18 protein-coding genes, 1 tRNA gene and 1 pseudogene are annotated in these 17,762 nt (G+C 68.4%); 12 read left to right on the top strand and 8 right to left on the bottom strand.

What is annotated here, in order from left to right; translation table 11 throughout:
• Positions 1–141: 141 nt before the first annotated feature.
• On the bottom strand, positions 142–1,071 hold the full coding sequence (locus VGU03_RS04365) for a chemotaxis protein (RefSeq protein ID WP_327478936.1): 930 nt from the start codon (positions 1,069–1,071) through the stop codon (positions 142–144).
• A gap of 218 nt (positions 1,072–1,289) precedes the next feature.
• Between VGU03_RS04365 and VGU03_RS04370 the strand changes: the two genes are divergently transcribed.
• The 5 genes from VGU03_RS04370 (at position 1,290) to VGU03_RS04390 (ending at position 5,522) form a co-directional block, all read left to right on the top strand.
• Complete coding sequence (locus VGU03_RS04370) at positions 1,290–2,594, top strand: methyl-accepting chemotaxis protein (RefSeq protein WP_327478937.1); 1,305 nt, start codon at positions 1,290–1,292, stop codon at positions 2,592–2,594.
• Positions 2,594–3,289 (top strand): flagellar basal body P-ring formation chaperone FlgA, encoded by a 696-nt coding sequence (gene flgA, locus VGU03_RS04375; RefSeq protein WP_327478938.1) that lies wholly within the window; start codon positions 2,594–2,596, stop codon positions 3,287–3,289. Before VGU03_RS04370 ends, flgA begins: the two co-directional genes overlap by 1 nt.
• A 97-nt stretch (positions 3,290–3,386) precedes the next feature.
• Positions 3,387–3,713: a flagellar biosynthesis anti-sigma factor FlgM gene (gene flgM / locus VGU03_RS04380; RefSeq protein ID WP_327478939.1), complete on the top strand. Its 327-nt coding sequence runs from the start codon at positions 3,387–3,389 to the stop codon at positions 3,711–3,713.
• A gap of 7 nt (positions 3,714–3,720) precedes the next feature.
• A complete protein-coding gene (locus VGU03_RS04385) occupies positions 3,721–4,170 on the top strand; it encodes a flagellar protein FlgN (RefSeq protein ID WP_327478940.1) in 450 nt (149 codons plus the stop codon).
• Positions 4,171–4,259: 89 nt separating this feature from the next.
• Positions 4,260–5,522 carry an EAL and HDOD domain-containing protein gene (locus VGU03_RS04390; protein WP_327478941.1) on the top strand — a complete coding sequence of 421 codons (1,263 nt, stop codon included), beginning with the start codon at positions 4,260–4,262 and terminating at the stop codon, positions 5,520–5,522.
• A gap of 39 nt (positions 5,523–5,561) precedes the next feature.
• Here VGU03_RS04390 and VGU03_RS04395 read toward each other — a convergent pair whose 3' ends face one another.
• The 7 genes from VGU03_RS04395 to rsmD all read right to left on the bottom strand — a co-directional run bounded on the left by VGU03_RS04395 (position 5,562) and on the right by rsmD (position 11,475).
• A complete protein-coding gene (locus VGU03_RS04395) occupies positions 5,562–6,611 on the bottom strand; it encodes a TMEM43 family protein (protein ID WP_327478943.1) in 1,050 nt (349 codons plus the stop codon).
• Positions 6,608–7,474, bottom strand: a complete 867-nt coding sequence (locus VGU03_RS04400; RefSeq protein WP_327478945.1) for an MBL fold metallo-hydrolase — start codon at positions 7,472–7,474, stop codon at positions 6,608–6,610. The genes VGU03_RS04395 and VGU03_RS04400 overlap by 4 nt, the downstream gene beginning before the upstream one ends.
• Before the next feature lie 269 nt (positions 7,475–7,743).
• The gene (gene ggt / locus VGU03_RS04405) at positions 7,744–9,468 is read right to left on the bottom strand and encodes a gamma-glutamyltransferase (RefSeq protein WP_327478946.1); all 1,725 of its coding nucleotides are present in this window, start codon (positions 9,466–9,468) and stop codon (positions 7,744–7,746) included.
• Positions 9,465–9,725 carry a YfhL family 4Fe-4S dicluster ferredoxin gene (locus tag VGU03_RS04410; protein ID WP_327478947.1) on the bottom strand — a complete coding sequence of 87 codons (261 nt, stop codon included), beginning with the start codon at positions 9,723–9,725 and terminating at the stop codon, positions 9,465–9,467. Before VGU03_RS04410 ends, ggt begins: the two co-directional genes overlap by 4 nt.
• A gap of 120 nt (positions 9,726–9,845) precedes the next feature.
• Complete coding sequence (locus VGU03_RS04415) at positions 9,846–10,343, bottom strand: hypothetical protein (protein ID WP_327478948.1); 498 nt, start codon at positions 10,341–10,343, stop codon at positions 9,846–9,848.
• Positions 10,336–10,869 carry a pantetheine-phosphate adenylyltransferase gene (gene coaD / locus VGU03_RS04420; protein ID WP_327478949.1) on the bottom strand — a complete coding sequence of 178 codons (534 nt, stop codon included), beginning with the start codon at positions 10,867–10,869 and terminating at the stop codon, positions 10,336–10,338. The genes VGU03_RS04415 and coaD overlap by 8 nt, the downstream gene beginning before the upstream one ends.
• 30 nt (positions 10,870–10,899) lie before the next feature.
• Positions 10,900–11,475 carry a 16S rRNA (guanine(966)-N(2))-methyltransferase RsmD gene (rsmD, locus tag VGU03_RS04425; protein ID WP_327478950.1) on the bottom strand — a complete coding sequence of 192 codons (576 nt, stop codon included), beginning with the start codon at positions 11,473–11,475 and terminating at the stop codon, positions 10,900–10,902.
• On the opposite strand from rsmD, the gene ftsY reads away from it, so the two are divergent.
• The 7 genes and pseudogenes from ftsY to VGU03_RS04460 all read left to right on the top strand — a co-directional run bounded on the left by ftsY (position 11,444) and on the right by VGU03_RS04460 (position 17,743).
• On the top strand, positions 11,444–12,739 hold the full coding sequence (ftsY, locus tag VGU03_RS04430; RefSeq protein WP_414655929.1) for a signal recognition particle-docking protein FtsY: 1,296 nt from the start codon (positions 11,444–11,446) through the stop codon (positions 12,737–12,739). The genes rsmD and ftsY overlap by 32 nt on opposite strands.
• 12 nt (positions 12,740–12,751) lie before the next feature.
• Positions 12,752–13,801 (top strand): AsmA family protein, encoded by a 1,050-nt coding sequence (locus VGU03_RS04435; RefSeq protein ID WP_327478952.1) that lies wholly within the window; start codon positions 12,752–12,754, stop codon positions 13,799–13,801.
• A complete protein-coding gene (gene mutY, locus VGU03_RS04440) occupies positions 13,798–14,859 on the top strand; it encodes an A/G-specific adenine glycosylase (RefSeq protein WP_327478953.1) in 1,062 nt (353 codons plus the stop codon). The genes VGU03_RS04435 and mutY overlap by 4 nt, the downstream gene beginning before the upstream one ends.
• 134 nt (positions 14,860–14,993) lie before the next feature.
• Entirely contained in the window at positions 14,994–15,272 is a 279-nt protein-coding gene (locus tag VGU03_RS04445) for an oxidative damage protection protein (protein ID WP_327478954.1), read from the top strand.
• A 69-nt stretch (positions 15,273–15,341) separates the two neighbouring features.
• A tRNA-Phe gene (locus tag VGU03_RS04450) sits at positions 15,342–15,417 on the top strand.
• 150 nt (positions 15,418–15,567) lie between these two features.
• Positions 15,568–15,783 (top strand): annotated as a pseudogene (locus VGU03_RS04455) (phosphoglycerate dehydrogenase); the annotation flags it as partial.
• Between the two features lie 1,045 nt (positions 15,784–16,828).
• Positions 16,829–17,743, top strand: a complete 915-nt coding sequence (locus tag VGU03_RS04460) for a hypothetical protein (protein ID WP_327478955.1) — start codon at positions 16,829–16,831, stop codon at positions 17,741–17,743.
• The last annotated feature ends 19 nt before the right edge of the window (positions 17,744–17,762 follow it).

A 17,762-nucleotide genomic window follows, 5' to 3' on the forward strand; every position in this document is an offset into this window, starting at 1 on the left:
ATGGGCGCGCTAAGCCTTGCCGCAGCAGGCTTTGCGCGTGGTCCGGGTTTCCACCCTTACGCGGCTTCAAGGGCGGAGACGGATTTCCGACGCCGCCGTGGGCCTACCCTTTCCTCCGGCCGCGTCGGAGGAGAGGGGGCGTCAGTCCGTCGCCTCGTCCGGCAGCAGATCGATCACCGCCTGCGCCAGCAGATCCGGCTGGAACTTGGCGACGAAGCGGTCGGCGTTGACCTCGCGCACCATCGCCTCGTTGAACAGGCCCGAGAGCGAGCTGTGCAGCACCACCTTCAGGCGGCGCAGCGTGGGCGTCTCGCGGATCGCGCGGGTGAGCGCGTAGCCGTCCAGCTGCGGCATCTCGATGTCGGACACCACCAGCCTGACGCCTTCCTCCGGCGGTAGCGCGGCCAGTTCGTGCAGGCGGTCCAGCGCCTCGCGGCCGTCCTGCGCCACCACGCACTCGATGTTCATCTGCTTGAACAGGCTGACCAGGCGGCGACGTGCGATCAGCGAATCGTCCGCCACCAGCACCCGGCGCGGGCTCAGCGGATGGGCGCCGGCGGCGCGCTGCATCTGCGCCGAGAGCTCGTGCGGCGAGGCGTCGATGCTGGCCAGCACGTGCTCCACGTCGACCACCGCGACCAGCGCGCCGTTGATGCGCGTCACCGCGTTGACCCGCGAGCCGAAGCCCAGCGCGCTGCTGGGCGCCACCAGGGATGCGCCCTCGCAATGCACCATGTGCTGCAGGTCCGACACCAGGAAACCCTGCATCGAGCGGCTGAACTCGGTGACCATGAGGTGCGCGGAGGGCTCGTCGATCAGCGGCGGATAGCCCAGCGCCGCGGCCAGGTCGATCACCGGAATGGTCTGCCCACGGTAGTCGCAGCTGCCGGCGATCAGCGCGTGCGCGCCAGGCATGCGTTCCAGCGGCGGCCGGCGCAGCACCTCGCGCACCTTGAATACGTTGATCGCGAACAGCTGTGGCTCGCCCAGGCGGAACAGCAGCATCGCCACGCGGTTGTGCCCCGCGAGGCGGGTCTGGCGTTCGACGTTTTCCAGCAGGGCGCCGGCCATGCATCACTCCAGTTGAATAGGCGGGCCAGGCCCGTCCCCGCGTATCGGCAGGAGGCCCCTGGCCTTGAGCAATTCGTTCCCCATTCCCCATTCCCCATTCCCCATTCCCCATTCCCCGTTCCCCATTCCCCGCCCCCACTGGCACACGCGTTGCTTGTTCAAGTTTCGACGCATCCAGACGATGTCCTGAACACTCATTCGCAGGAAACCGCATCTCCATGAGCCTGATCCGTAGCCAGTCCCTGGCCGCGCTGGTCCAAGCGGCCGCCGCTGGCGACGAGGCACGCCTCGAACAGTTGTCCCTCCAGCATCCGGCGGCGGCCCGCGTGCTGTCGCCGCTGCTGGCCCGCCTCCATGCCGGCCAGCCCGCGGCGTTGGCGCTGCAGACCCTCGAACAGCAGGGCCTGGTGCTGGCAGCGGCGCAGATGCTGGGACGCGAGCAGTCCGCCCTGGACAAGGCCAGCCAGGAAAGCCGCGACGGCGTCGGCCGCTTGACGGACGCCAGCGCCGGAATCTCGACGGCGCTGCAGCAGGTCGCCGCCGCTTTGACGCAGGTCGAACAGACGCGCCAGAGTGGCAGCGCCGGCGTGCGCGAACTCGATGGCCAGCTGCGCCTGCTGCGCAGCGCGCTGTCGGCGATGAACCGCAACCAGGCACGCCTGGCCGAGCAGGTGGAGCAGATTCGCAAGCTCACCGGCGTGGTGCAGGAGATCGCCCACCAGACCAACCTGGTCGCGCTCAACGCCGCGATCGAAGCGGCCCGTGCGGGCGAGGCCGGCCGCGGTTTCGCGGTGGTCGCCGACGAGGTCAAGCAACTGGCCGAGAAGACCACCCAGGCCACCACCGAGATCGAGACCGTCACCGGTTCGATCGGCGAGTTCTCGCAGCAACTGGACGGCGACGTGCAGCAGGGCATGCAGCGGCTGGAGCAGGCGCAGGCCGGCGTGAGCCAGGCCGATGGCGCCATGCGCCAGAGCGGCGAGGCGCTGGCCGGCGCCAGCGAGAAGGTCGCCCAGCTGCGCCAGGGCCAGGACGTGCAGCAGGCGCGCGCCGCCGCGGCGCAGGCCTCGCTGGGCGCGCTGCAGCGGCGCAGCACCGAGGCGCGCCGGCAGAGCGAGGCGCTCAGCCGCGCCGCGCTGCTGGCCCATCGCCTGGCGCTGGGCTGGCTGGAACACGAGGCCGGCAACGACCCGGCCAGCCTCAGCCTGACCGTGCGCGAGTCGGCGCAGGGCATTCGCCAGGCGATGGAACTGGCGTTGCTGGAGCCCGGCGCGCTGGACCGGCGCTGGTTCGACACCGAGGCGCTGGACCGCACCGTGCGCCGGCTGGCCGCGCAGCATCCGCAGCATCCGGCCGCCAGCGCGCTGAGCGAGGCGGGCACGCGCCTGTCCGAGCACGGCAACGCCTTCGTCGGCCTGCTGGTCAACGGCCAGCTCGACCAGGCCCGGCAGATCAGCCAGCGGCTGGAGGCCGACCGCGAGGCGCTGGTCGGCCAGCTGGCCGCCTTGCTGGCACAGGCCTGATGACGCTGCCGCGCCGCTGCCTGCTGCTCGCGCTGCTGGGGACGGCTCTCCCGGCCCTGGCCGCGTCGCCGTCGGAAGCGGATGTGCGCGGCCAGGCCGAGCGCTACGTGCAGCAGCACTTCGCCGCGCCGGGCAGCCGCATCGAAGTGAAGTCCGACCCGCTCGATGCACGCCTGCGCATCGCCGACTGCGCCGCACCGCTGCAGGCGAGCCTGCCCGGCGGCGACCGCATCGCGCCCCGGCTGAGCGTGCTGGTGCGTTGCCCGGCGGCCGACGGCTGGAACGTGCGCGTGCCGGTGACGTTGTCGGTCTGGCGCCAGGTGCTGGTGGCCAGCCGGCCGCTGGTCCGCGGCGACGGCATCGTGGCGGCCGACGTGCACGCCGAGGAGCGCGACGTCGCGCGCCTGCCCTACGGCTACATCGACAACATGGACCAGATCGCAGAGCGCAGCCTGTCGCGGCCGCTCGCCGCCGGCAGCGTGCTCACGCCCGGCGCGCTGGGCGGGCGGCAGATGGTGCGCGCCGGCGACCACGTGCAGCTGGTGGCCGAACTGGACGGCATCGCGGTGCGCGCCGAGGGCACCGCGCTGGGTGGCGGCGATTCGGGCGCCCGGCTGCGCGTGCGCAACGGCAGTTCCGGGCGCGTGGTGGATGCCGTCGTACGCGCCCCCGGCGTGGTGGTGGCGCTTCCCTGAACGAACCGCAGGAACCGAAACACTGGAACGGACTAAAGTTTCCCGCGCCCCGGCCGATTCCCCTAGGGACAGGGCCTAACCGACTCGAGAAGGACCGATGAACACGACCATTTCCAACAACGGCTTGCCGCTCCTGCCCCAGGCACCGGGCAGCCAGACCAACAGCACGGCTACCGGCACCGGCGGCACGGCCAGTGACGCTCCCGCCAGCGTGCCGGGCACGGACGACAGCGTCCGCCTGACCGATTCGGCGCGCGCCCTGCAGGACGCCGCCAAGGTCGACGGCAACGCCGCGATCGACACCAAGCGGGTCGAGCAGATCCGCAAGGCGATCGCCGACGGCAGCTACCAGGTAAACCCGACCCGCATCGCCGACAAGATGATCGCGCTCGACACGCAGATCGCCGGCGCCGCCAAGCCGTAATCCAGCCATGGGCAAACTGCTGCATCACGAGCTCGAAGCCGCGCTGGCCGCGGTGGTGGAGGACCTCGGCCGGTCCGTCACCGAGCTTGCCGCGACCCTGGCCGACGAACGCGAGGCGCTGATCGCCGCCGACGCGCTCGCGCTGGATCGCGCCGGGGAGCGCAAGCAGGCGTTGATGCGGCAACTGGAACAGCTGGATGCCGAGCGGGTGCAGATGCTCAAGCTGGAGCCGGCCGCCGCCGCGCGCGTGGAAGCGCGCTGGCGCGAAGTGCTCGAGGAGCTCAAGCGCTGCCATGAACTGAACCAGCGCAACGGCAGCCTGGTCAGCCAACGGCTGACCCAGGTGCGCGAAGCGCTGGCCGTGCTGGCCGGCCAGGGCGGCGACGCCAAGGGGCTCTACGGCCCGGCTGGCGAGGTGCGCATGGCGCTGCGCTCGCACCACCTGGCCTCGGCCTGACGAACGAACGACAAGCCTTACGGACACCGGGCCGCAGGGCCGGTGGCGATCCAACCCAAGGCGGGCCCGCCCGCAAGCAGATCAAAGCCATGAGCGATACCGCCGCTTCCGCCCAGTCCCGCCTCGCCGGCAACCGCGAAATGCCCCTGCCGGTGGTGCGGGTGCCGATGCTGGACCAGAAGCGCGAGCTGTTCGCCTACGAGGTGATGTTCCACCGCCACGCCGGCGACGAGCAGGAGCTGATGCAGCGCGTGCTCTCGACCCTGGCCGATGGCGCGCTGACCCGGCTGGTGCGCGGCAACCGCACCTTCCTCACCCTGTCGCGCGAGCTGCTGCTGGAGCAGACCGACGTCCTGCTGCACCAGCCGCGCTTCGGCGTGGTGCTGCAGCCGGCCATGGCCGAGGACGCCGAGCTGATGGAGCGCCTGCAGAAGATGGCCCAGCGCGGCTGCCTGCTGATGTACGACGCCGGCGCGACCGACCTGCACGGCTCCGTGGCGATCGAGGCGCTGGTCCAGATGGTGCAGTTCGTGCGGCTGGACGCCAAGGCGCTCACGCCCGAGCAATTGCGCGAGCGCGCCGAACACCTGCACGAGCGCGGCATCTGGGTGGTCGCGGGGCAAGTGGACGACCACGCCACCTACCAGCGCTGCCTGGAGCTGCCGCTGCAGGCGATCCAGGGCCGCTACCTGCTGATTCCCGACCAGGTCGAGGTGCCGGTGCTCTCGGCCAACCGCCTGTCGATGCTGCGCCTGATGCGCGAGCTGCAAGAGAACAGCCCCGGCCCGGTCGAACTGGGCGACATCATCCGCAACGACGCGATCCTTTCCTACAAGCTCCTTAGCTGCGTGAACTCGGCCTATTTCGGCCTGCCCAAGCAGCTGAAATCCGTGCAGCAGGCGGCGATCTTCTTCGGCGTCACGCGCATGCGCAACTGGATCTACACCATGTCGTTGGGCGGCATGGACGACCGTCCGCCGGAGCTTTTGCGCACCGCGCTGATCCGCGCGCACATGTGCGAACAGCTGGCCGGCAACATGCCGCGCCAGCAGAAGGAAATGGCCTTCACCGTCGGCCTGTTCTCGCTGCTGGACACGCTGATGTGCGCGCCGATGGAGTTCGTGCTGGCGCAGCTGCCGCTGGTGCCGGAGATCCGCGACGCGCTGGTCGGCGGCGGCGGCCCGTTCGGCCCGCTGCTGGAGCAGATCCACGCCTGGGAGGCGGGCCAGCTCAGCGGCCAGGTCCAGCCGCAGCAGATCCAGCGCATGGCCGCGATCTACCTGGAGGCGACCCAGTGGGCTGACCAGGTGTACGCCTTCGCCGACCCGAAGGCGCCGGCGGCCGCGGCCTGACGGCGCCACCCGCGAGCGTTCCGCCCTCTTGCGGCAAGGCTACGCCCGGCCGGCCCGCCCGGTGCGCCGGTGCAGCAGCGCCACCACCAGCACGCCGGCCGCGGTCACTGCGAACCAGTTGAGCACCGGCGGCCAGTCGCCGCCCAGCCAGGAAGCGCAGGACACCGCGCCGATCGTGGTCACGCCCACGGCCAGCGCCAGCAGCGGATCGCTCACGCGGCGGCGACGTTCCCACAGCAGCAGGAACGATCCCAGTGCGGCCAGCACGATCGCCGCGCCACGGCGCGCCATGGTGAATTCGGGCGGCTCGGGCACGTCCGGCAGCACGTCGCTGAGCGAACGCACGCCGACCTGCACCTGGTAGCCCTGGCCGTCGTCCGCCTTGCTGGCGCGCACCAGCCGGTCGCCGTCCAGCCGCGCCAGGATCGTCACCGGCTGCAGCGGCACCGCCTGCCAGCTCACCCGGATGTCGCCCAGCCGCGGCGAACCGGGATCCGCGCTGGTGGTCAGGTAGTCGTGGTACAGGCTGAAGCTCGCCGCCAGGTTGGCCGGAAGCTTCGACGGATCGGGAGCCACCGCCTGCGAGCCGGGCAGCGCGTGAACCAGCAGCGGCCCCAGCGCGAAGCCGCCGACGCGCACCATGCCCGCCTCGAAACGCTCGCTCTTCAGCGGCATGGTGCCGGGGTTGGCGTGGCCGCGCGGCTGCCGGAACTTGCCCGGGTCCTGCAGCTCTTCGGACCAGTCCAGTTCGTAGTGCAGGTCGGTGCTTACCCGCACCTCGCGCCACTGGAACATTTCCACGTGGCGCTCCAGCACCGGCGCCGGGACGCTCAAGTTGAAGTCGGGATCGCGTGGCGCCTCGACCACCTCGGGCGTGCCCGATACCAGCACCATGCTGCCATGCAGCCCCGGCTGCGGGCCCTGCGAGCCGGCTTCGACGATATCGCCGCCATGGCGCGCCGCGGCCAGGTGATGCACCAGCAGGCCGCGCTCGGTGATCGCAGCCGTGCCCAGGCCGGCGATGAGCAGCACCGCGCCGCTCCCGCGCAGCAGCAAGGCACGCGTGCCGATACGCGCAGGCCGGTTCACCCGGCGGTCCCAACGGCAGGCTCGCCGCGCAGGCGCGCCTTCTCGTCCGCGGTACCGAAGCGCCCGCGCTCGTCGCGGGTCACCCGCGCCAGCGCACAGGCGTGGTCATGCGTGAAGAACAGTTGTACGCCGCGGGCCAGCTTGTCCTCGAGGAACGCGCGCTTCTCGTCGATCAGGGTTTCCGGCGCGCGGTCGTAGCCCATGGTGATCGGCAGGTGCACCCAGGAGCGGCCGGGAATCAGGTCGGCGCAGAACACCACGCCGCCGACCTCGGCCAGCATCAGCCCGGGCGTGTGGCCGTCGGAAAAATGGAAGCGGACCGCGCGGCCCAGCGTCCGCGAATGCTCGCCCTCGACCCGCTCCAGCCGCCCGCTCGCCTCGAGCAGGCCGGCCAGTTCCGGGATGAACGAGGCGCGGTCGCGCGGATGCGGCGACTGCGCGCGCCGCCAGTGCTCGGCGCCGACCAGGAAAGTGGCGTTGGGGAACAGCAGCCGTGGCGGTTCGCCTTCGGCCCACGTCGCCAGCAGGCCGCCGGCGTGGTCGAAATGCAGGTGCGAGAGCACCACGGCATCGATGTCCTCGTGCGAGAGGCCGGCTTCGGCCAGCGATTCGAGCAGCACGTGGCGGTCCTCCACCACGCCGTAGCGTTCGCGCAGCTTAGGCTCGAAGAACGCGCCGATGCCGGTTTCGAACAGCACGTTGCGGCCGTCCAGGTCCCTGACCAGCAGGCAGCGGCAGGCGAGCGGGATGCGGTTTTCCGCGTCCGGCTCGATCCAGCGCGCCCACATGGCCTTGGGCGCGTTGCCGAACATCGCGCCGCCATCGAGTTTCTGCGTGTTGCCCTCGAGGGACCACAGCTGCATGGGTGTCGCCCTGTACCTGAAGAATGCCCCTGGGGATTCTACGCAGGGGGGCCGGCAATGTCTGCCGAGGCCCTTCGCAGGGCCTCCCCATCCGCCCTCGGGCGCCTGCCCCGGCAAACGAGGGCAGGGTCGAGCGAGATGCCCCCTGAGCGAGCCTGCCCCGTAAACGGGGAAGGATCGAGCATGACGCCCCTGAGCGAGCCTTCCCCCGTTTACGGGGAAGCTGCCGACAGGCGAATGGGGGAGGTCTTGCGAAAAGCCAGCCCGCCCTACTGCACCTTACCCAGCCCCGACGGCCTGCGTGGATCGCTGGCCGCGTCGAGCTTGTTGTCGCGGTGGTCCCAGGTGACCACGTTCATGAAGCCCCAGGGCTCGCGCGGATGCAGCGTGTAGCCCATGCGTTCGAGCTCTCCGGTGGTGGCCGCGTCGAACACGCCCGGCTCCACGTCCACGCGGTCGGGCATGAACTGGTGGTGGTAGCGCTTCTGCGCCACGATGTCGCTGGCGTCCCTGCCGTCGATGAAGGCGAGGATGCCCTCCAGCACCTGCGTGATGATGGTCGAGCCGCCGGGCGAGCCGATCACCGCCGTGCGGTCGGCGCCGATCACCAGGCTGGGCGTCATCGAGGAAAGCATGCGCTTGCCCGGCTTGGGCGCGTTGGCCGTGCTGCCGAGCAGGCCGTACACGTTGGGCTTGTTGGGCACCAGCGCGAAGTCGTCCATCTCGTCGTTGAGCAGCACGCCGGTGCCGGCGGCCACGAAGGTGGAGCCCAGCGTGTAGTTCACCGTCGAGGTCACGGCGATCATGTTGCCGTCCTTGTCGATGATCGAAAAATGGGTGGTGTGCGGGCCCGGGTCGCGCGCCGCGCTCGAGGGCAGCATCGAGGAAGGCGTGGCCTTGTCGGGCAGGATGCTCTGGCGCAGGCCGTCGGCGTAGTACGGCGAGAGCAGCATGTCCAGCGGCATCTTCACGAAGTCCGGATCGCCCAGGTAGTCGTTGTGGTCGCGGAAAGCGCGGCGCATCGCCTCGATCACGTAGTGGATGCGGTGCGCGCGGTCGAGCTTCTCGGTTTCCACGCCACGCAGGATGTTGAGGATCTCCGCGACCGCGACGCCGCCGGAAGACGGCGGCGGCGCGGTGACGATGCGGTAGCCGCGGTAGTCCACGCTGATCGGCACGCGCTCCTTCACCCCGTAGGCGGCGAGGTCGGCCTCGCTCCAGTTGCCGCCGGCGTCGCGCACGGCGGCGACCAGTTTCCTGGCCACCTCGCCCTTGTAGAAGCCGTCACGGCCGTGCTCGGCCAGCAGCTCGATCGTGCGTGCCTGGTCCGGGTCGCGCCAGAGCTTGCCGGCCGCCGGCGGCTTGCCGTCGACGAAGTACTTTGCCGCCGAGGCGGGCCAGCGCCTGAGGTCGTCGGCGCGCGCGGCGATCGAATCGCGCAGGCGGCCGTCCGGCTCGAAGCCGTCGCGCGCGGTGCGAATGGCCGGCGCCAGCGACTGCTTCAGCGGCAGCCGGCCATAGTGTTCGGCCAGCCAGGCCAGGCCGGCCGGCTCGCCCGGGATGCCGGCCGACAGCGGTCCGTTGAGCGCGGCGTCGCGGTTGGGCGTGCCGTCGGCCTTGAGATAGTCCTTGGCGTTCACTGCCCCTGGCGCCACTTCGCGCGCGTCGATGAACACCTCGCGCCCGTCGCTCGCGCGTCGCAGCACGGCCATGAAGCCGCCGCCCATCCCCGAACTTTCCGGTTCGACCACCGACAACGTGGACGCCACCGCCACCGCGGCGTCGAATGCGTTGCCGCCGGCGGCGATCACTTCCAGCCCCGCATGGGTGGCCAGGAAATTCGCGCTGGCGATGGCCGCGTGGCCGGGCCTCTGCGCCTGCGCGGCGGCGGTGGGCGCATGGGCCGCCGCTACCGGCCGGTCCGCGGCGAATGCACCGCCGCAGGTCAGCAACAGGCTCAGCAGCAGGATGCGCCAACGCGGATAAAGACTCATTCGGTGGTCTCCTTGGCCATCAACTGGCGGTATCTGAGTTCGAGCTGCTCGCGCGTCTCGGCCAGCGCGTCGTCCACGACGATGCATTCGACCGGGCACACCAGCATGCACTGCGGCTCGTCATGATGGCCCACGCACTCGGTGCACAGCGCCGGGTCGATCACGTAGTAGTCCGCGCCCATCGAGATCGCCTTGTTCGGGCACGCGGGTTCGCAGACGTCGCAGTTGACGCAGGTGTCGAGGATTTTCAGGGACATCGGAGCATGGTAGCGCGGAGAGGCCGTCCTTACTTCCTGTGGCGCTCTTTCGTTGCGCCCAAAAGAAAACGCCCGCGATGCCGTCGGCATCGCGGGCGCATCGAGCGGTTCGCGCGTGGCTTACATCGCCACGAAGCGCACGTTCGCGCCGGTCGGCTGCAGTGCGGTCGTCACGCGGTCCTTGTCGGCCTGGTCGCCGATGAACAGCACGATCACGTCCTTGAAGGAGCCGGGCTTGGCGTCCTTGAAGGCGGCGATCACGAAATCGGCGGTCTTGGCCGAGCTCGGGCCGGCGAAGGCGAGCAGGTTGCCCGGCAGCACGCCGCGGGCGATGGTGTCCTGCACGTTCTGCATCTGGCGGTCGTACTTGGCCTTGGCGTCCGCGTCGTCGCCGGCCGGCACCAGGTAGGCATACGGACGCTCGGCGGTCATGCCCTGCATGTTGTTCTGCACGATCTGGCCGAGGTAGGCGTTCCAGGCCTGGGCGTCGTTCGGGTTGGTCGGCTTGGCGGCGGCGGCCTGCTGGGTGGCCTGCTGGTTGTCCTCCTGCTTGTTGCAGGCGGAGAGGGCCAGGGTGCCGGCCATGGCCAGCGTTGCGGCGATCAGGTACTTACGCATGGGTGTCTCCCTGTGAGTGGATTTGGGTTTTACGCCAGCGCTGCCGCATGGCTTGTTGCACCGCCGGATGGACGAAGCCGGAGATGTCGCCGCCCAGGCGGCCGATCTCGCGCACCAGCGACGACGAAATGAAGCTGTACTGCTCCGCGGGCGTGAGGAACAGCGTTTCGGCCTGCGGGATCAGGTGGCGGTTCATGCTCGCCAGCTGGAACTCGTATTCGAAGTCCGACACCGCGCGCAGGCCGCGGATGATCACGCCCGCGCCGATCTCGCTGACGAAGGTGGCCAGCAGGCTGTTGAAGCCGCGCACTTCCACGTTGGGCAGGTCGGCCAGCGCCAGCCGCGCCAGCGCGATGCGCTCGTCCAGGCTGAAGCCCGGCCCCTTGCCGGAGCTCTCCGCCACCGCGACCACCACCCGCTCGAACAGCGGCGCGGCGCGGGTCACCAGGTCGGCGTGGCCGTTGGTGATCGGGTCGAAGGTCCCTGGATACACGGCCAGGCGCTTGTTGACCGGAGCTTTGTTCACTTAGGAGGCGCTGCACCGCGAAGGTTGCCGCTAGCTTAACGGAAGCTCCGAGCAGCGGCGATAGAGCGCATGGCGCACCTCGCCCGCGCGGCCTTCGCGGTGCAGCGCCCAGTGGCGCGGCAGCACGGGTGCGTGGTCGCGTGGCGATTCGACATAGATCCACGCCTGCGCGGCGAGCCAGCCGTTGTCCTCCAGCCGCCTCGCGAGTGCAGCCCAGAGATCCGCGGCGAACGGCGGATCCATGAATACCAGGCCGAACGGCTCGGGCGGACCGTCGAGGAAGACCTGCGCATCGGCCACGGCAACCGTACCGCCTTCGGCCTTCAGCCGCGCCAGATTCTGGCGCAATGCCTGCGCCGCGTGCGGATCGCGCTCGACGAAACGCACGGATGCCGCCCCGCGCGAAAGCGCCTCGATGCCCAGCGCGCCGGTGCCGGCGCACAGGTCCAGCGCCCGCACGCCGGCGAGCACCGGAGCCAGCCAGTTGAACAGCGTCTCGCGCACCCGCTCGGGGGTCGGACGCAGGCCCGGCAGGTCGGGCACGTCCAGGCGCGAATTGCGCAGCGTGCCGCCGATGATGCGGATGCGGCCGGGCGTTCCCTTCATGCCCTTGCCGCTCCCGGCAGGGCGGCCGCGCGCCGGCCGGCCGATGGCGGTCGCGCACGGATGGATGGGCCCTCAGCGGGCAGTCTGGTTGCCGGTGCTAGCATCCGTGCATTGTCTTAGAAGCGCCGCCGCGATGCTCAAGTTCTGGAAGAAAAAGACCACCGAAACGATTTCGGAGCAGCCCGCCGAGCAGGCCACGACACCTCCCGCCGACGCGCATGCCGCCGACGTCGTCGCCCTGGACAACGCCAGCCCGGTCCTGGACGAGGCGCGTGCCGAGCTTGTCGCCGCCGAGCCGGATGTGGTCGACGAACCGCCGCCGGCCGCCGTGGCCGCGCCCGCGCCGGCCAGGCGCAGCTGGCGCGAACGGCTTGCCGGCAGCGGCTTCGCCAAGGGTCTGAGCTCGCTGTTCGTGCGCCATCCCAAGCTCGACGATGACCTGCTCGACGAGCTGGAAACTATCCTGATCACCGCCGACGTCGGCGTGGAGGCCAGCACCACGCTGGTCGAGGGCCTGCGCAAGCGCATGCACAAGCGCGAGTTCGCCGACGCCGACGCGCTGCTCGGCGCGCTGCGCGAAGCGCTGGTGGCGATGCTGCTGCCGGTGCAGCAGCCGCTGGAGGTCGCGGGCCACAAGCCCTTCGTCGTGCTCACCGTAGGCATCAACGGCGTGGGCAAGACCACGACGATCGGAAAACTGGCGCGCCGCTGGCGCGACGAAGGCCGCCAGGTGCTGCTCGCCGCCGGCGACACCTTCCGCGCCGCGGCCGTGGCGCAGCTCAAGACCTGGGGTGAGCGCAACAACGTGCCGGTGATCGCCCAGGGCCAGGACGCCGATGCGGCGAGCGTGATCTTCGACGCATTGCAGGCGGCCCGCTCGCGCAACGCCGACGTGCTGGTCGCCGATACCGCCGGCCGTCTGCACACCCAGGGCGGACTGATGGACGAGCTGTCCAAGATCGCCCGAGTGATGAAGAAGCTCGACGCCGACGCGCCGCACGAGGTGCTGATGGTGATCGACGGCACCACCGGCCAGAACGCGGTCAGCCAGGTGCGCCAGTTCCAGCAGATCGTGGGCGTGACCGGGCTGGTGGTCACCAAGCTCGACGGCACGGCCAAGGGCGGCGTGATGTTCGCGCTGGCGCGCGAGTTCGGCCTGCCGATCCGCTTCGTCGGCCTGGGCGAGAGCGCCACCGACCTGCGCAGCTTCGATGCGCGTGCCTTTGTCGATGGCCTGCTGCCGGCGACGCTGGCGCGTGGTTGAGCGCGCGCGGCGATGACGCGCCGGTTGCGCCTCGCGTTGCTGGGACTGGCCGGGGTGCTCGCCGCCGGCCTGGTCGCGCTGCTGGTCACGGTCTACCTGCTGCTGCAGCCGGATCGCTTCACCGCGATGTTGCGGCAGCAGGCGCAAGCCGCCGGTCTGGAGCTCAGCCTGGCCAGCCCGGCCAGCCCTACGCTGTTCCCGCGCCCGGCGCTGGAACTGCAGGGCCTCACCCTCACCGGTCAAGGCGCCAGCATGCCGATCCTGCTGGCCGCCAGCGGACGCCTCGCCCTGCCCTGGCGCACGCTTTTCGGCGGCCCCACGGTGATCTCGCGCCTGGAGATCGATGCGCCGCGGGTCGACCTGGACGCGCTGCAGGCGTGGCTGTCCAGCATGCCGCCGCGGCCGGCCAACGCCCCGCCCAACATTCCGCGCATCGACACCGGCGTGCGCATCGCCCGCGGCACGCTCGTGCGCGGCAACCAGCTGCTGCTGCGCGATTTCTCGCTGGACGCCGGCAGCCTGCTGTCGGGGCGGGCGTTCCCGCTGATGGTTTCGGCCAAGGACGCCGAGGGCACGCCCATGCAGCTGCGCCTCACCGCCACGCCGCGCATCCAGGGCAACGCGCTGCAGCTCAACGACATCGACCTGGACTTCACCCATGGCGCCACGTTGTCGATGCGCCTGACCGGCGAGGCGCACTGGCACGGCGCCGCCGACGCGTCGGCCACGCTGGCCGGCTCGCTGGAGCACGCGGACGCCGGCCGCTACGAGATGTCGCTGCGCCTCACGCCTGCCAACCAGAACGATCCGCTGCTGCTGGCGCTCAAACTTGACGGCCCAGGCGATCACATCGACCTGCGCCTGCCGCCGCTGGGCATCGCGCAGTGGTGGACGCACATGCACGACGAGCATGGCCCGCAGCTGGCGGCGCCGCCGGGCAACGGCAGCCTGGACGCAACCACCCTCGACCTGGGCGGCGTGCGCGTGGAAGGCCTGCAACTGGAACTCACGCCCTCGCCCGCCGCCAGCAGTCCCGCCCCCGCCGACAGCGCGTCCCGATGACCTCCACGCTCGCCGCCCACCTGCTGCCCTGGTTCGACCGCCACGGGCGCCACGACCTTCCCTGGCAGGCACCGGCACCCGAAGGACACCGCGACGCCTACCGCGTGTGGCTGTCGGAGGTGATGCTGCAGCAGACCCAGGTCGCCACGGTGATCCCCTACTTCCTGCGCTTCACCGAGGCGCTGCCGACCCTGCCCGCGCTTGCCGCCGCCTCGGAGGACCAGGTGTTCGCGCTCTGGTCGGGCCTGGGCTACTACCGGCGCGCGCGCTTCCTGCACCGCGCCGCGCAGCTGTGCGTGGAACGCCATGGCGGCGAACTGCCGCGCGAGTTCGACGCGCTCGCCGCGCTGCCGGGCATCGGCCGCTCCACCGCCGGCGCCATCCTCGCCCAGGCGCACGGCCTGCGCTTCCCCATCCTCGACGGCAACGTCAAGCGCGTGCTTGCGCGCTTCCATGGCATCGAAGGCCATCCGGGCACGAGCGCGGTCGAGAAGCAGCTGTGGGAGCACGCCGAGGCCCACACCCCGCGCGAACGCGTGGCCGATTACACCCAGGCGATCATGGACCTGGGCGCCACCCTCTGCGTGCGCTCGCGCCCGCTGTGCCTGGCCTGCCCGCTTTCCGAAGCCTGCATCGCGCGCCGCGAAGGCCGCACCGCGCAGCTGCCCACGCCCAAGCCCGGCAAGGCGCTGCCCACGCGCCACACCACCATGCTGGTGCTGCGCGATGCCGGCGGGCGCGTGCTGCTGCAGCGGCGCGGGCCGCAGGGCGTCTGGTCCGGCCTGTGGAGCCTGCCCGAAGCGCCCGACCACGACGCCGCTTGGCGGCTGGCGCAAGGCCACGCACAGCTGGACGACGCGCAGGTGCTCGCGCCGTTCGTGCACGTCTTCAGCCATTACCGCCTCGCCGTGGAACCGCTGCTCTTCGACGGCGCGACAGCCCACCCCGCCATCGCCGATAATCAGACCCTGCGCTGGTGCGCCCACGACGAATTGCCGGGCCTGGGACTGCCCGCCCCGGTGCGCAGCCTGCTCGACGCGCTGGCGCACCCGCCCTGAAACCGCCACCGTTCGGAAGCCCGAACCGTTCGTCCTGAGCGTAGGCCGCAGGCCGAAGTCGAAGGACCCGCCGCCGCAGACCGTGCGCTCGCCGACGCAAGCGCCGGGGAACACCACAGCCACCGGAAACCGCCATGCCCCGCATCGTCCACTGCGCCAAGCTCGACATCGACGCCGAAGGCCTCGACTTCGCCCCCTGGCCCGGCCCGCTCGGCCAGCGCGTCTACGAACAGGTTTCCAAGCAAGCCTGGCAGCAGTGGCTCGCTCACCAGACCATGCTGATCAACGAATACCGCCTCAACCCGCTGGAGGCCAAGACCCGCCAGTTCCTCGCGGGCGAGATGGAGAAATACTTCTTCGGCGGCGGCGAAGTCGCCCAGCCGACCGGCTACGTCGCCCCCGACAAACCTTGACGCCCGCGCCCGCATCCGCTTAAATGCGCGGCTCCACGCAGCACGCCACGCGCGCGCTGCCCTCTTCCCGGCCGGGTAGCTCAGTTGGTAGAGCAGGGGATTGAAAATCCCCGTGTCGGCGGTTCGATTCCGTCCCCGGCCACCAGTAGTATCAAGGGCTTGCAGCGATGCAGGCCCTTTTACTTTTTCGTCTTAAGCCTCTGGTGCCCGCTTGGTGCCCACTCCGCTCATGCAAGGACGTTCGGAGTGGCAGCCACCTGGTCGAAGCGCTGCCCAGCATCCGCACAATCGCTGTCTGCTGAACATCGATCGCAACGTGCCGGGCATGCTGTCGCGCATCAACGAGTTGTTCTCAGCCGGCAACATCAACATCGACGCGCAGTTCCTGCAGACCGACGCCGAGGTGGGCTACGTGGTGATCGACGTGGCTGCCGACGAGGTGCAGGCGCTGGAGTTGAAGGAGCGCATGGCGGCGATTCTGGGAACCCTACGCAGCCGCGTGCTTTATTGATCGGGGCTGGGCCCGAGTGGTCGCATGTCTGGGTCAGCTCTTTCTCATCTGCAACTCCCGTCAGCTGTCAGCACCATGGCGCCAGACCTCAAATTGCTCCGCCAGGCGGTGACGCATGAAAGAGTGAAGTGTTTCCATCAAAGTGGCTAAAGCGCGGCTTTTGGCCAGTTCCGTCGTGCTTCGGAAAGCCCCTTGCTGACCTTGGCCACGAACAAGGCAGCGTCAATCCTTGGCATGCTTAAGGGTGCACCCCGTCACGAACAACTTCAAACATTTGGCCCATGACTTGATTTTCACAGGCAATACTGTTAGTAAGCGGACCTGGGGTGAGGGTGCCATCACGTCTTACGGAGGAGATTGTAAATGGCCACCTTGAAAATGAAACTGTTACTTGCGGCTGCAATTACCGTGTCTCTGTGCGGAGCTAATTTGTATGCAGAAACGTCGCGAGGGTCCTCCAGCAATCCGCAAATAGTCCCCTCAAGCCTCCAGATAAATGCGCTATTAAAACGAGATAGGCTTGAGCGTGAACGTGATTATGCTGCCGCCGCCATTAAGTCCCAAGCCGATTTGATCTGGTATGTGGGCAACCTACCAGCAAGCTCTCCCCTCAAACAACTGTCTGACCAGGGGCGAGCGCGATTCCTTAATAGCCTCACGTTTGGAGACCATGGGCTCGCCAGCTTTAGTTATGCGGACTTGCAAGCTGAATTGACTGCATCTCAGATCTATCGCGTTTTGAGCCTATTTGGCGTTCAGCGTAGCACGTCATTAATCAAAGGCGCACTTGTTAGCACGCCAGAAGACAAGGCGATAATGGCAGTACCCGACGCTATCCCAACGGGAGACTCCGTAAGCCCTTCGCTCTACGCAGATCACAACGATTATCGTTGTCAGAGCAAAGGTACTTGCGAAAGCGCATACACGTACATCTGCACGTCTAACTGCTAGCGCTCCTCGAGCGGGCCCAAACTGTTGGGCCCGCTCTAGCACTCGCACACGGGGTCCCACAGTATGGGATCCGACTTAACGAAGCGCTCTGGTTATGAAAACACAGATTCTCGTATGCGCCTTTCTGGCTGTTTTTGCGGCACAGATTGCTGAAGCACACTCCACTGAAGCGAGTGATATTGATTCGGCCTACTCCAGACTTCGCGCGAATATTGATCAAGTCTTTGCGAGCGCACCTTTGGACTCGACTGGCGGCCAAACTAGATCAAGAATAGCGGAGATATATAATCACCAGATCCACAAATATCAGACCAATAGCACCATAACGAAGGTCCCAGGCACAGACCTGGAGCTACTGCGGCGAGCGGCCATGGAAGCTTACGCCGACACCAACGAAAGCTACATTCTTAACGATTATTTGCTTGATGTTGACGAGCTAGCTCGACGAGGCATAGCATCTAGGAGAGCTTACCGCGACGAGGTTTACGCGTTTATTCAAGCGCGAATGTTTGGAAGAGCTCAGCGCGTTGCACTCGAACACCCCGAGGCAGGAATATCACCAATTCCGGAAGTGACGCTAGCCAAAGGCTTTCGTGATGATGCCCCAGCCGTTTTGGTTTGGGACAAAAAAGGCAACAGGTTTATAGCAAAAAACATAGATCTGAGAAATTTTCGTCTAGTTATTGTGGGGCATCCTTTATGCCATTTTACGCAAAGAGCCGTGTCCGACATATCTAATAATAATAAGCTTAAGCAGGTTACCACGGGTGCGCTTTGGATCCTTCCTCAGGACGGGACGTTGGATCCAACCGTTATTGCCCAATGGAATGCGACCCATCCGGCACAACCCATGGCTATAGCTTATTTGGAATCCAAGTGGCCGGGATTCAGTTATTGGGGAACGCCAACATTCTATTTTCTGAAGAACGGAGCGGTAATCCGGTCTGTAATAGGATGGCCGTCTAATGGCAATGCTGGAGCTTTGATACAAAGTGCTGACACTCACTGAGGCGACCAACCGCGGCAAT

Source organism: Frateuria sp. (genome assembly GCF_035944355.1).
Lineage (GTDB): Bacteria > Pseudomonadota > Gammaproteobacteria > Xanthomonadales > Rhodanobacteraceae > Frateuria_A.